Origin of the sequence: Streptomyces ortus (assembly GCF_026341275.1) — a bacterium.
GTDB classification, from domain to species: Bacteria; Actinomycetota; Actinomycetes; order Streptomycetales; family Streptomycetaceae; genus Streptomyces; species Streptomyces ortus.
In genome coordinates, this window is the sequence record NZ_JAIFZO010000002.1 from 6,500,302 (window position 1) to 6,514,693 (window position 14,392).

At 72.1% G+C, this 14,392-nt stretch carries 11 protein-coding genes; all 11 read left to right on the forward strand.

All coding sequences use genetic code 11. The features are described 5' to 3' along the window. Positions 1-158: 158 nt before the first annotated feature. Positions 159-3,326: a CHAT domain-containing protein gene (locus tag K3769_RS40980; RefSeq protein WP_267029699.1), complete on the forward strand. Its 3,168-nt coding sequence runs from the start codon at positions 159-161 to the stop codon at positions 3,324-3,326. A 9-nt stretch (positions 3,327-3,335) separates the two neighbouring features. Beyond that, positions 3,336-3,992 (forward strand): DUF6338 family protein, encoded by a 657-nt coding sequence (locus K3769_RS31795; protein ID WP_267029700.1) that lies wholly within the window; start codon positions 3,336-3,338, stop codon positions 3,990-3,992. Beyond that, positions 3,993-4,211 (forward strand): hypothetical protein, encoded by a 219-nt coding sequence (locus tag K3769_RS31800; protein WP_267029701.1) that lies wholly within the window; start codon positions 3,993-3,995, stop codon positions 4,209-4,211. After that, on the forward strand, positions 4,208-6,127 hold the full coding sequence (locus K3769_RS31805; RefSeq protein WP_267029702.1) for an AAA family ATPase: 1,920 nt from the start codon (positions 4,208-4,210) through the stop codon (positions 6,125-6,127). The genes K3769_RS31800 and K3769_RS31805 overlap by 4 nt, the downstream gene beginning before the upstream one ends. After that, the gene (locus tag K3769_RS31810) at positions 6,124-8,412 is read left to right on the forward strand and encodes a serine/threonine-protein kinase (RefSeq protein ID WP_267029703.1); all 2,289 of its coding nucleotides are present in this window, start codon (positions 6,124-6,126) and stop codon (positions 8,410-8,412) included. The genes K3769_RS31805 and K3769_RS31810 overlap by 4 nt, the downstream gene beginning before the upstream one ends. Continuing rightward, positions 8,409-9,710, forward strand: coding sequence for a hypothetical protein (locus K3769_RS31815; RefSeq protein ID WP_267029704.1), 1,302 nt, complete (start codon positions 8,409-8,411; stop codon positions 9,708-9,710). Before K3769_RS31810 ends, K3769_RS31815 begins: the two co-directional genes overlap by 4 nt. Before the next feature lies 1 nt (position 9,711). Then, complete coding sequence (locus K3769_RS31820; RefSeq protein WP_267029705.1) at positions 9,712-10,368, forward strand: 4Fe-4S single cluster domain-containing protein; 657 nt, start codon at positions 9,712-9,714, stop codon at positions 10,366-10,368. Continuing rightward, complete coding sequence (locus K3769_RS31825) at positions 10,356-11,024, forward strand: FHA domain-containing protein (RefSeq protein WP_267029706.1); 669 nt, start codon at positions 10,356-10,358, stop codon at positions 11,022-11,024. The genes K3769_RS31820 and K3769_RS31825 overlap by 13 nt, the downstream gene beginning before the upstream one ends. Before the next feature lie 236 nt (positions 11,025-11,260). Next, positions 11,261-12,379: a ribosome small subunit-dependent GTPase A gene (rsgA, locus tag K3769_RS31830; protein WP_267029707.1), complete on the forward strand. Its 1,119-nt coding sequence runs from the start codon at positions 11,261-11,263 to the stop codon at positions 12,377-12,379. A gap of 123 nt (positions 12,380-12,502) precedes the next feature. After that, complete coding sequence (locus K3769_RS31835) at positions 12,503-13,891, forward strand: AlkA N-terminal domain-containing protein (RefSeq protein ID WP_267031618.1); 1,389 nt, start codon at positions 12,503-12,505, stop codon at positions 13,889-13,891. After that, on the forward strand, positions 13,888-14,376 hold the full coding sequence (locus K3769_RS31840) for a methylated-DNA--[protein]-cysteine S-methyltransferase (RefSeq protein WP_267029708.1): 489 nt from the start codon (positions 13,888-13,890) through the stop codon (positions 14,374-14,376). Before K3769_RS31835 ends, K3769_RS31840 begins: the two co-directional genes overlap by 4 nt. Positions 14,377-14,392 lie beyond the last annotated feature (16 nt).

Below are 14,392 nucleotides of genomic sequence, written 5' to 3' on the forward strand. Positions count from 1 at the left end.
AGTGCGGTCAGAAACGGTCGTACGGTTTCGGGATCTTGAATTCGTAAGTAGCCTTGATTTCCGCGTGGTCAGATCTCGACCACGTAAAAACCGGGGGGCGCTGCGTGTGTGCTTTCAGAGAGGCTCTGCCGCGCGAAAACTTCGTACCGTGCCACGAAGTGGACCGTGCGGTCGCCGCAGATCTGCGCGCCCTGCGTCTCGCGGGCAACGCCCTTCAGTCCCGTTGCATCTCACTCGGGAATCTCGCGATATCCCTGTATTCACGCCATCGCTGTCAGGGTGATCCGCGTGATCTGGACGCCGCGATCGAGCACCTGCGTACCGTGCTGCGACTCCTTCCGGCCGGCCATCCCGAGCAGAACACCGTGCAGGGGAACCTGGCCCTGATGCTGGCGGCCCGTCGCACGCGCGAGGACCTCGACGGTGCGGTGGCCCTGTGGCGTACCGGACTCGCGCGGGAGCGGCACGGAAGCCGGGAATGGGCTGAATCCGCAGGCCAACTGGCACAAGGCCTCTACGGGTTGTACACGATGGACGGTGAAGCCGAGCTACTGGACGAGGCGTTGACCCTGCTGGAGCGGGCCGTGCGCGACCTGCCCGCCGGTGGTTTCGGTGACACCCTCCGGGTCAACCGTGCGGTGCTGCTCGCCACGCGTCACCAGACCGTACGGCCCGACCCGGGTGGACTCGACGAGGCGATCGCCGCGCTGGACGACTTCGTTCGGCGTGCTGCGGATGCCACGGACCCCGAACCGGCGGACATGGCGGCGGCCCACCTGGCGCAGGCTCTGACGCTTCGCTATACGGACCGGGGAAATCCGGCAGACCTTTCCCGTGCCGCCGCCCTCAGAAAACCGAACGACAGTGCGCACGGCAATTACGGCGTACCGGGTTCCGATTCGGCCAGGGGGTCGGCGAACTCGTCGGACATCCAGGCCACCGTCGCGCTTTTCGAATATCTGACCGACGCACGTCAGGCTGATGTCGACCAGGCAATTGTCGATCAGCAAAAAGCACTCGACCGGTGCGGTGACGATTTCATCAGAAGAAGCCCGCTCGTCGTCAATCTGGCGCTCACGCTGGCCGTCCGCCATCACGCCCGCCGAGGCGCCGACCGCGCGGAGGGAGGCGCGCCCTCCGAGGTCTCCTCCGCCGACCTGACACGCGCCCTGGACCTCCTGCGGGAGAACGACGACGAGAACGTGCCCGCACAGCACCGGGCAGGGGCGATGGCGCTCAGCGGCACGCTGCTCCTGGAGCGCTACATGACGGACCCCGGCCGGCACGCGGCGGATCTGACCGCCTCCGAACGGCAGTTGACGGACGCACTCGACCACCCCGGTCTGGACTACCGGTCCAAACTGGGGGTGACCTCGCGGCTCGCGTACTGCCGCCTCGCGATCGCCCGGCACACGGGCGACACGACGTCGCTGGAGGCGGCGGTCGACCTGGCGCGGCACGCTGCCGACGGCATCCCCGCCGAGTCCCCGCTGAGGGCCGGGGCGCTGGGCTGCCTGGCGGACGTCCTGCTGGCGCGCGCGGAGACGACCGGACTCGCCTCGCACCACCGGGAGGCCGGTGAGCTGTCCCGGCAGGTGTGCCGCGACTACGCGGACTCCGACCGCGCGGCTGTGTACCAGGCCGCGAGGCTGTGGTCCGAGTCGGCCTGGCGGCGTGGGGCGCTGGACGAGGTCGTCGAGGCGGGCCGCATCGCCGTGCCGCTGCTGCACGACATCGCCTCCCTGCAACTGGGCCGGGACGACAAGGCCGTACCTCTGCGCCAGGCCGAAGGACTGGCCTCCCGCACGGCGTTCGCCCTGGTGGCGAGGGGCGAGAGCGCCGAAGCCGCCGCCACCCTTGAGACGGGCCGGGCGGTGATGCTCGCGGAGACGATGCAGCGCGAACACCCAGACCTGCTCAGGCTGCTGGCCAGCGAGTACCAGAACCTGTCGGCCCGCTTCCGCCGGGCCGCCGAGGAGATGACGACTCTCGAACGGCGCCTCCTCGCGGGTCCGCGGGACCTGCCGATGGTGGACGGCAACCGGGAGACGTACCGGCTGCGGCTGCGGGCACTCGACGACGTCGTCCGTGACATCCGCGGACTGCCGGGCTTCGGGACGTTCCTGCGCCCGCCCGCGCCGGCGGACCTCGCCGACGCGGCGGACGTCTGCCGGAGCGCCCTCGTCTATCTGGCGGCCACCGATCGGGGCGGCATCGCCCTGGTGATCCCCGCCGCCTCTCCCGGTACGGCCGACCGGCCGGTGCGCGCCGTGCACCTGCCGGAGCTGACGCCCGACTTCGAGCGGCAGTCGGTGACGGCACTGCGCGACGCCGTCGCACACGCCGACCCGGACGAGGGCGCACCCGCCGATCTGGACGAAGCCGAACGACGCATGGACGAGCTGACCGGCAGGCTGTGGGAGTCGGTGATGGCACCGGTGATCCACGCGGTGGGGACCGGCACACCGACCGTCCTGATACCCGACGGCCCCCTCGGCATGCTTCCGTTGCACGCCGCCGCCCGGCCCGATCTCCGCACACTCACCGGACGCCGCTTCGTCATCGACGACATACCGGTGGCCATGGCCCCCAGCGCCCGCACCCTGAGCGTCGCGGTCGCCCGTACCTCCCGGGCACCGGTGCGCCGACTGCTCGCGGTACGCGACCCCTCGCCGAGCGACGACATCCCCCTGCCGGGCGCCGCGGCCGAGATCCAGCGGGTCCGCGCCGCCCTGCCGCCCGGGATCCGGGTCTGCGAACTCCACGGTGCGGAGGCCACCCGGCAGGAGGTCCAGGAGAGCCTGGCGGAAGTCGAGATATGCCATTTCGCCTGCCACGCCCACGTCTACGCCGACCGCCCGCTCGACGGAGGCCTCAGCCTCGCCCACGGCGAACGGCTCACCGTGCGGGACATGTTCGCGATGCCGTCCGTCACGGCCCGGCTGGCCGTCCTGTCGGCCTGCGACAGCGGCCGGGTGGACGAAAGCCTCCTTGAAGAGGTCGTCGGACTCGCCACGGGATTCCTGCAGGCGGGCTTCGGCGCGGTGATCGCCTCGCTGTGGCCTCTGGAGGACGCCCCCGCGGCGGCGCAGATGGCGCTGACCTACCGGTACTGGCTGGGCGAGGGAAAGCCGCTGCCCGCCGCGCTCGGCAGCGCCATGGCATGGCTTCGGGACAGTACCAACGAGGAGAAGTTCGCGGCATTTCCCGAACTCGCCTTCTTCGAGCCCGACGACTCCGCCGCGGCGGACGACCCCAAGTGGCTGGCCACCAGGGAGCACAGCAGTCCGCTGGCCTGGGCCGCCTTCACCTGCCTGGGGATCTGAGGAGGGGCCATGGACTCGTTCGAGGCGCTGCTCGCCACTCTGCTCGGCGTGGTGCCCGGGGCGCTGTACACCTGGGAGCTGGAGAAGCAGGCGGGTGCCTGGGGAGTGAACCTGTCGGACCGGGTGCTGCGCTTCCTGGGCGTGTCGGTGCTGTTCCACCTCGCGCTCGCCCCGCTGACATGGTGGCTGGCGCAGCAGGGCCGGCACGGGCCCCTGCGGCCGGACACCTCCCCCTGGCTGCTGTGGCCGGTCATCGCCATCTACGCGCTGGTGCCGGCCGCGCTCGGGCACGCGGTCGGTGTCGCGGCCCGGCGCCGACGCCCCTGGACCCGGTGGCTGACCGGCCCGGCACCGGCTCCACGGGCCTGGGACCAGGTGTTCTCCCACCAGGGCAGCATGTGGCTCCGCATCCGGCTCAAGGATCCAGGCGGCGGGGACAACGGATGGTTCGCCGGAGCCTTCGCCCCGGCCCGCCGGGGCCCGCACTCGTACGCGTCCGGCTTCCCGCACGACCAGGACATCTACCTCGCGGAGACCGTGGAGGTGGATCCGGCGTCGGGGCGTATCCGGCTGGTGGACGGCCGGCCGAAGTTCCGTGGCGTCGGCGTGCTGATGCGGTGGGAGGAAATCGCCTACGCCGAGGTCATGTCCGTCGAGGGGGAGTAGATGAGTGACGACGAACAAGCGACAGCAGCCGTGCCCGAGCCCGAGGAGCCGCCGGCCCGGCGGCGGCGTACGGTGCGCCGCCGAGGGGGGTACATGGCGACGGGGCAGGTGGCCACGGACGGGGTGGTGCTGCCGTCCTCGGTGACCGTCTCCGAGCAGCCCGCGGTGCCGGCTCCCGAGAGCCAGGACGCCGCCGACGACGAGGGAGCGGACGGATGACCCTCGGCTCCGACCTGCCCGCCGTGACCAAGAACGCGGGCCCGGGAGACCTCACCGCAGTGGACGCCACGGCCGACGCGTACGGCGGCCGTCATGTTCCGGCGTGGCTGCGCGAGACCGGTACCTGTTTCCTGACCAATCCCCAGCTGGTGCTCTACGGCAACATCCGCGACAACTACCTGGTTCCGCACGAGGGTTCATGGCGGCTCCTGGACGTCCGGGAGGCCCTGTGGTGGCTCATGAAGCCACTGGGCTACCGGTTCCTGCTCGTCGTCGACCCCGTCGACGGGCTGCATGTGCTGCCCGGCAACGACGAAGAGGTCAGGGAGAGCGTTGCGGCGCTGACCTCCGTCGCGCTCGGCAACGGCCGACCGCTGAGCCTCGACGCGTTGCTCGGAGTACTGCGCGCGGTGACCACCGGCCGGGACACCAAGGCCGGCGTCATGGTGGACTACGCCTCCCGCCTGGTGCGCGACGTACGCCAGCTCTCACCCGAGGAACACTACTTCTACGCCGCCTGCGAGAAGCTGTCCCACACCTCGAAGCAACTGCGCGACCGGCGCGACCGCGAGGCGGCACCGCGCTACAACCCGGTCCTGTGGGTGGCCAACAACGACCGGGACATCCCCGCGTGGTTCACCGCGGACTCCATGGCCGTACGACGGATCGCCATACCGCTGCCCGACCTCGGCGACCGCAAGGTGGCCGCCGAGGTGCTGTCGCGGGGAATCTCCTCGCACCTGCCCACCGGGACCGCGGACGACGACATCGCCTACCGGTTCGCCGAGCAGACCGAATCCCTGACGGTGCGCAGCATGATGGAGATCATCCGGCTGGTACGCACCCATGAGGGTGCCGTCGACTCGATCGAGGCAGCCGCCCGCTGCTACCGGGTCGGCATCTCCGACAACCCCTGGAGCAAGCCCTTCCTCAGGGAGCGGCTCACCACCGCCGCCGAACGGATCCGGGAGCGCGTCCGCGGACAGGACGAGGCCATCGAGCAGTCCGTCGACATCATCATCCGGTCCGTCATGGGCCTGTCCGGCGCACAGGCGGCCTCGAACGCGTCACGGCCGCGCGGGGTGCTGTTCTTCGCCGGGCCCACCGGCGTCGGGAAGACCGAGCTGGCCAAGTCACTGACCGAGCTCATCTTCGGCGACGAGCGCGCGTACATCCGTTTCGACATGACGGAGTTCTCCGCCGAGCACTCGGCGGCCCGGCTGATCGGCGCGCCCCCCGGATACATCGGGCACGACGCGGGCGGTGAGCTCACCAACTCCGTCCGGGAACGGCCGTTCAGTCTCATCCTCTTCGACGAGATCGAGAAAGCCCATCCGCGGATCCTGGACAAGTTCCTGCAGATCCTCGACGACGGCCGGCTCACCGACAGCACGGGCTCCACCGTCTACTTCTCGGAAGCCGTGCTCGTTTTCACCTCGAACCTCGGGATGTCGGTGCTCGACGAGCGCGGCATGCAGGTGCACAACGTCAGCCCCGACAACACGCGTGACGAACTCGTCGGTCTGATCTCCGCGGCCGTCAGAAAGCACATCGCCGAGGAACTGGACCGCCCGGAGCTGCTGAACCGGCTGGGCGACAACATCGTCGTCTTCAACTTCATCGGCCGGGACGCCGCGCGGGAGATCTTCGACCTGCTGCTCCAGCGCATCCTCGACCTCGTCGAGAAGGAGCGCAAAGTGACGCTGACCATCGCGCCCGAAGCACGGGAGACGCTGCTGGGGGTCGCGACGGCGGACATCACCTTCGGCGGCCGAGGCATCGGTTCCATCCTGGAAACGGCCCTGATCAACCCGCTGGCCCGCGCGCTGTTCGCTCAGGGGCATCATCCGGTGTCCGAGCAGCGCATCACCGGAGTCACCCACGAGGCGACGGGCTGGAAGGTGACCCTGCGATGACGCCCGAGCAGCCGGCCGACCCGCTGAAGACCCGGCTGGAACGGGTCCCACCCTCATCGGCACCCCCTGAAGAGGCCCTCCGCACCCGGCTGGAAGCACGGCACACCCCGGACCCGCCACCCCCGGACGAGGTACTGACCGTCCTCCCGAAGCAACTGGCGGCCCGCTTCCGGCTCCTGAGCGAGCTTCCCGCCCAGGGCGCGGAGGCCAACCTGCTGCTCGTCGCCGACGAACACGGCCGCCACCTCGTCGCGAAGATCTACCGGCACGCCGGCCGTCAGGCATCACGCGAGGTATGGGCCAAACTCCCGCAGCTGGACAATCCGTACATCGTCAGGACCCTGGAGACCGGGGAGGCCGGACAACGGGACTACGAGATCATGGAGTACGTCCACGGCGGCACCCTCGCCGAGGTGGTGGAGAACCGGGCGACCGACGCACTCCCGGCGATGGTCACCGAGACGGTACGACAGATCGCCGGGGCTCTCGGCGCGCTGCACGACGTCGGGATCATCCACCAGGACCTCAAACCCGAGAACGTCCTGGTGCGTTCCCGCAGCCCCCTCGACCTCGCTCTCTCCGACTTCGGTGTGAGCCGTGTACTGGACAGGACCCGGGCGGCTGCGGGCGCCGCCGGCACCCTCGCCTACCTGGCACCCGAGTTGCTGCTGAGCAGCGGCGGCCAGACCTCACGCGCCCGCGACTGGTGGGCGCTGGGCATGATGGCCCGCGAACTCCTCCTCGGACAGCGGCCCTTCGCCGACATGGTGAAGCCGGCCATCGACGCCGCTGTCATGCTGCGCGGCATCGACCTCGACGGAGTGAGCGATCCCCGCCTGCGGATGCTGTGCGCGGGCCTGCTCACCCGGGACCCCGAAGACCGGTGGGGCGCCTCCCAGGTGGCGAGCTGGCTGGCCGGCGACAGCCCGCCGGTCAGCTACACCGCACCGCCCGCCGTATCCCCCCGGACCAGGAGAGCGCTGCCCCTGGTACTGCGCTCCGTCCGGTATTCGAAACCGGAGGATCTCGTCACCGCCCTCACCGAGCCGGACGTGTGGAACGCCGCAGCCCGCAGCTACTTCACCGACATGGGACCCGCCCACCAGCCGTCCGAAGGATGGCGCGCTCTGCGTAAATGGCTCCGGCAGTTCGACGAGCCGGACGAGTACGACGTCGAAACCCTGCAGGACCTCATCGACCATCAGCTCAACGATCCGGCGCTCGGGCCCGACGCGCGGCTCGTACGCCTGGTCCACGTACTTGCCCCGCAGACCCCGGCCATGTGCCGCGGACTGCGCGTCGACCGCGAGAACCTGCTCGCGATCGCCCGGCACGCCGTCGCGGCGCGGAGCCCCGCCGACGAGAACGTCCGGTTCGTCGAAGCCCTCTGGCAGCAGAACCTGTTGACGGAACTGGCCGAGTACCCGGCCTCCTCGGGGCTGCGCCGGATCGACGAGGCCTGGCGCACGGCCCAGGCTCTCAGCGACGAGACCTTCGGCCGACTGTGGCCGCTGCTCCCGCCCCCCGCCCAGCAGGCCCTCTCCGTGCCGCCCGACGCCCGTACGGTGATCGCGCCCCAGCTGTGTCTCGTCCTCGGTGCCCACGAGGACGGCATCAGCATGTGGCAGCAGCTCGACCAGGTGTCCGCACGGACCGGCAACGTCCCCTGGTTCCGGCTGGCCCGCCACCAGGCCGGCGGCGGCCCTGCGGCCCTCACCGCACTGCGACGGCTGGTCCCGGCGGCCTTGGCCGAGGCCGAGCAGACCGCGCGCCGGACGGCGGCGGCCCAGGCCGCCCAGCGCGCACAGCTGGCGCGCTGGCAGCACATGGAGGCGGAGCGCATGTCACCCGGAGCTCTGATGACGGCCACCACCCGCGCCGTCGGACCGTTCGTGGGCTACGCGGGGGGCATGCTGCTGGTCGCCCGGCTCGGCACCTCGTACCCGGCCCTCCGGGATCTGGCGGTCTCCAGCCTGGTCATCGGACTGATTCTGCTGAGTGTCCACATCATGGTGGAGATCACGCTCGCCCGGCACATCGGCGGCCCGTACGCGCACGGGTACACCCTGTTCAGCCAGGCCGGCGGAGCGTTCAGCAGAGCCGGCCGGCCCCGGGGCGCCGGGTTCGGCTGCCTGATCGTCATGCTCTCGTGTGCCGCCCTGTCCTTTCCCGCCATCATCTACGCGCTCCTGCTGGTCCTTCATCTGCGGTCGGTCCCACGCAGGCGGGCACTCTGGAACAACCAGCACGCCGCCGCCTACGCGAGGGTGGTGACCCAGCGATGAGCGGAGGATCCGCGATCGGGCTCGCGGCACCGCTGGCGGTCGGAGCCGTCCTGGGCTACGCCGCGGGCGCGGCCGTGTCACTTGCCCTGACCTCGGGCCTGACCGCCGTCGGCTCGGCGCTCGAACGGCGTCAGGAGCACTGGGAGCGCGAACGGTGCGCGGAAGCGGTGTGGGAGGACGCCGTGGCGGAAGTCCTCACCCGCAACGCGCGGATCGAGGTGGCGAAGGCCGCGCTCAACGCGTACGGCCGGACGACGGTGCCACTCCCGGAGCCGCTGGTGCTGTTCCGGCAACAGATCGATGAGCTGCGCGCGTGGTCCGCCGCCGCGGACCGGGCTCTCGCCGTGGCGGAGAGTGGGCTGCTGGAGCAGGACGCCCTGCGCGCGGCGGCCTGGCTGACGACGGCGCAGCCGGTCGGTGAGCGGCCGACGCGGGCGACACCCGGCCCGGTCACGGGACCCGCCCCCGAGCGCCGCGAGAGCGCGCGGGCACCCGCCCCGGACGGCCTCGCCGCCGAACGGGAGGCCGCCGCACGGGTGTTGCGCCGACTGACACCGGCAGTCACGCACGATGAACGCCTGCGAATCACCGCGTCGGCCGCCCGGGTGGGCGCCGCCGCATCGGCCACCGAAGCGCGCAACCGGCTCGACGACCTGCGCTCCCGCGTCGACGGCGCGCACGCCGCCGCCGACCGGCGGATGGCCGACGCCCGGGCCGCGGCGGCCTTCCTGCAGGTGCTCGGCCACGTCCAGGACGAGACGGCTGCTCCTCTGCGGGAGACACTGCTGGCCGTCGTCCGCGCGCAGCGCCCGCTCGAACCGGGCGTACGCGCCGAAGCCCTGCGCTGGGCGGAGACCGTGCGCGACGCCGCGGAGCGGCACCACGTACGACAGGTTCTCCTGGAGTCGCTGCGGGAGATGGGGTACGAGCTGTGTGGTGACTTCTCCACCGTCACCGTCGAGGACGGCGCGTTCGCCGTCTCCCACACGTCCTGGCGGGAGCACGAAGTGCGCATGATCTTCGACAACAAGGAGCGCGAACTACGGGCCGTGGTGGTGCGCACCGGTGGATCACCGGGCATGGACGGCAGCCGCGCCGACCTGGAGCGCGAGGAGCAGTGGTGCGGCACCCTGGAGGATCTGCAGGCTCAACTGGCCGATCGGGGCGTGACCGTCGACGTCCACTCGCTCACCGCCCCCGGTCTGCGGCCGACGCCTGTGACGAGCGCCCGCGGACCCGGCGAACGGGAACAGTGGCGCGCCGGCACCGCCCCCCAGGCCGAGCAGCGGGGGCAGTGACATGGCGAAACTCGCGATCAGCAGGTTGCACCACCCCGTCACCGTGCTCGGGCACGGCGTACGGGCCGGTGTGTGGGTCCAGGGGTGCACGCTGGCCTGCCCCGGCTGCATGTCGCGGGACACCTGGGAACCGCGGCCGGACACGGAGGCGGACGTCGAGGCCGTGCTCGCCTGGACCCGCCGTCTTCCCGGCCCGCTGGACGGCGTCACCGTCTCCGGCGGTGAACCCTTCCAGCAACCTGGACCGCTCGCCGAACTCCTGCACGGCCTGCGGGAGTTGCCCACCGACGACGGGGGCACCCGCGACCTTCTGGTGTTCTCCGGCTACGCGTGGCCCCGGCTGAGGGACGGAGCCTCGTACGGGCCCGCCCTCACGCTGTGCGACGCGGTAGTCGCCGGCCCTTACGTGGCCCGCCGCAACACCGGCAGCCCCCTGCGGGGATCCGACAACCAACAGGTCGTACCGCTGACGCCGCTGGGCCGCGAGCGCTACGGCCCCGAGGCGCTCGACCGGTACGGGCAACGCCGCCTCCAGGTGACCGCGGACGGCGGCGACCTGCGCGTCATCGGCATCCCGCGCCGAGCGGACCTGGCGCGATGGCAGGCCGCCTCCGAGGCCGGGGGCGTGACATGGGAGGGAACCACGTGGACCGCCTGATCTGTACGGACTGCGACGCGGAGGTGGGCAGGGACGAAGTGGCCTGCCCCGAGTGCGGGGCCGTGCTTACCACGGAGGGCGCGGTGCGTGCCGTCGCCGCCGAGCCCTCTCCCGGGGGCGCGGCGCACACCGTCACCGCCAGGACCGACGCCGCCCCGCCCGCGTCGCCGCCGAGGGAGCCCGCCGCCACGCCCCCGCCCGCGGAGCGGACGACCTGCCCGCACTGTCGGACGTCCCTCACCACGGCCGATCTCGTATGCATGGTCTGCCTGCGCGAACTGCCCTCCGTTCGCCCCGGCGCACCCCGCGGCGAGGCACTGCGCACCACCCTGGAACGCGACGCGACCCTGCTCCGGCTGACCTTCACCACCGGGGAGATCGTGGTACGGCCCGGGCAGCAGATCATCCTGGGCCGCGACCCCCGCCACACGGCCACGGCCGCCCGGCTCGCCCCCTTCGACAACGTCTCCCGCACGCACGCCACGGTCGGCCTCACGACCGACGGCGCCGCCTGGCTCCGAGACGAGAACTCCGCCAACGGCACCTGGGCGGACGGCGAACCCGTACCGGCCGGCCAGACACGAGTACTCCGCGACGGCAGTGTGATCCGACTGGCCTCCGACGTCACCGCGGGCGTCCGCCTGCCGGATGCCTGACCCACGCGAAAAACCGGTGGCACCCGAAGGTGTGCGCCCCTAGGGTTGGACCCGTTCTCGCGGTGGCCGTCGGCCGCCGCCGTCGGCCGTGTGCGGAACGGGAGGTGTGACCGATGGCTGTCTCTGCGCTGGGCGCTGCCCGCAACCAGAAGATCGTCCACCACACCTCCGTGGCCACCGGCTGACCTCACACCTGTTCTCCTTCTCGCCGGGGCCGCCCTTGTGAAGGGTCACCCTTGACTTCCCTCTCCACTTCTTCGTCTTCTTCTTCCGTTTTCTCCGCGCTCGCGCCCTACGGCTGGGACGGCGCATGGGCCGACGAGTTCGCCCCCTTCGACGCCGAGGGACTGCTCGCCGGACGAGTCGTGCGGGTCGACCGCGGTCAGTGCGACGTCGTCACCGTGGACGGCCTCGTGCGGGCCGACACCGCGTTCGTCACCCCGCACGACCCGCTGCGCGTCGTGTGCACCGGGGACTGGGTCGCCGTCGAAGCCACCGGTAACCCGCGCTACGTGCGGACGTATCTGCCGCGCCGCACCGCCTTCGTGCGCTCCACCTCCTCCAAGCGGTCGGAAGGGCAGGTCCTGGCCGCCAACGTGGACTTCGCGGTCATCGCGGTGTCCCTCGCGCTGGAACTCGACCTCGGCCGGATCGAGCGCTTCCTGGCCCTGGCCTGGGAATCCGGGGCCCAGCCGCTGGTCGTGCTGACCAAGGCCGACCTCGTGCCGGACCCGGCGGGCGTGGGGCATCTCGTGCAGGACGTGGAGACCGCCGCGCCGGGTGTGCAGGTGCTGGCGGTCAGTGCCACGGGCGGGGACGGGCTAGACGTGCTCGGTGCCGTCGTGTCCGGCGGGACCTCCGTGCTGCTCGGCCAGTCCGGAGCCGGCAAGTCGACGCTCGCCAACGCGCTCATCGGCGAGGACGTCATGGACGTCCGGGCGGCGCGTGACGTCGACGGCAAGGGCCGGCACACGACCACGACCCGCAACCTGCTGGTGCTGCCGGGCGGGGGCGTGCTGATCGACACCCCCGGGCTGCGCGGCGTCGGGCTCTTCGACGCCGGCAGCGGGGTCGGCCAGGTGTTCGCGGAGATCGAGGAACTCGCCCAGGACTGCCGGTTCCTCGACTGCGCGCACGTGGCCGAACCCGGCTGCGCGGTGCTGGCCGCGCTCGAATCCGGCGTACTGCCCGAGCGGCGGCTCGACAGCTACCGCAAGCTCCTGCGCGAGAACCAGCGGATCGTGGCCAAGACCGACGTGCGCGTGCGCAACGAACTGCGGCGGGAGTGGAAGCGCCGGGGCGCCGAGGGACGGGCCGCGATGGAGGCCAAGCGCGGGAAGCGCGCCTGGCAGTGAGATGCCCGGGGGACCGGGGGGTGGGCGAACCCGCCCACCCCCCGAGCCCCCCCCCCGGGGCGGTGGCACGGTGTCCGAAATCCGCCAGCCCGCAGCTCGGCGCGGGCGCAGACTGGAAGGGTGATTGACGAGGAGACCGGATACGGAGCCGTACGCAGCCGGGACGCCCGGTTCGACGGGGCGTTCTTCTTCGGCGTACGCACGACGGGCATCTACTGCCGGCCCAGCTGCCCCGCCGTGACGCCGAAGCGCCAGAACGTGCGGTACTACCCCACGGCGGCGGCTGCCCAGGGCTCCGGGTTCCGGGCCTGCCGCAGGTGCCGCCCGGACGCCGCGCCCGGGTCCGCCGAGTGGAACGTACGCGCCGACGTCGTGGGACGCGCGATGCGCATGATCGGCGACGGCGTCGTGGACCGCGAGGGCGTCGCCGGGCTCGCCGTCCGGCTCGGCTACAGCGCCCGCCAGGTGCAACGGCAGCTCACCGCCGAAGTGGGCGCGGGCCCGGTGGCCCTCGCCCGCGCCCAGCGCGCCCACACCGCACGGGTGCTCCTGCAGACCACCCGACTGCCCGTCACCGAGATCGCGTTCGCGGCCGGCTTCGCGAGCGTGCGCCAGTTCAACGACACGATCCGGACCGTGTACGCGTCCACCCCGACCGGGCTGCGCAGCACCGCGCACCGCGAGGGGACGCGACCGGCGACCACCTCCTCGGCGGGCATCCCGCTGCGCCTCGCCCACCGCGGCCCGTACCAGGCCGCCGCCGTCTTCGACCTGCTCGGCGCCGAGGCCGTACCGGGCATCGAGGAGGTGACGGGTGCCCCCGGGTCCCGCACCTACCGGCGGACCCTGCGGCTGCCGTACGGGACGGGCGTCGTCGCCGTCGGGGAGCGGACGGCGGACGCGTCCGCCCACAGCGGCGGCTGGCTCGACGCCCGACTCCACCTCACCGACCTGCGCGACCTCACCACCGCCGTGCAGCGGCTGCGCCGCCTCTTCGACCTCGACGCCGACCCGTACGCCGTGGACGAGCGCCTAGGCGCGGACCCGCGGCTGGCCCCGCTGGTCGCCGCCAGGCCGGGGCTGCGCTCGCCCGGCGCCGCCGACCCGGAGGAACTGGCCGTACGCGCGCTCGTCGGACCCCGCGAGGCCGCGCGGCTCGTACAGGCGTACGGGAAAGCGCTGGACTCGCCCTGCGGGACGCTCACGCACGTCTTCCCCGAGCCCGCCGCCCTGGTGGGGGCGGGCTCCACCCTGGGCGCCCTCGCCGCGGCCCTCGCGGACGGCGGTCTGCGGCTCGACCCGGGCGCCGACCGGCAGGCGGCCCGGGCCGCCCTGAACACCCTGCCCGGCCTCGACGCGCACGTCGTGGCCGTCATCCGTACCCGTGCGCTCGGCGACCCCGACGTGGGCCCGCCCGAAGAGCCGGTCCCCGACACCTGGCGGCCGTGGCGCTCCTACGCGCTGCGGCACCTCGAAACGGCTGCCCGGCAGCCGGAAAGCGACGACAAGTGACCACGTACCACACCACCCTCGCCAGCCCCGTCGGTGAACTCCTCCTCACCGCCGACGAGTCGGGAGTCCTGACCTCCCTGTCCGTGCCCGGCCAGAAGGGCGGACGCACGGTCGGTCCCGACTGGCGGCACGCGCCCGAACTCTTCGCGGAGGCCGAGCGGCAGCTCGCCGCCTACTTCGCCGGTGAACTCAAGGAGTTCCGGCTGCCGACGCGGACAAGCGGCACCGAGTTCCGCGAGAAGGTCTGGGACGCGCTCGACTCCGTCCCCTACGGCACGACCACCACGTACGGTGAGATCGCCGCGCGGATCGGTGCCTCGCGCATCGCGGTGCGGGCCGTCGGCGGAGCGATCGGCGCCAATCCGCTGCTGATCGTGCGCCCGTGCCATCGGGTGATCGGCGCCGACGGGTCCCTCACCGGGTACGCGGGCGGGCTTGAGCGCAAGGTCCAACTCCTCACCCTCGAAACCCCCGAAGACCGCTGAGGGGCCGCCGGGCCCG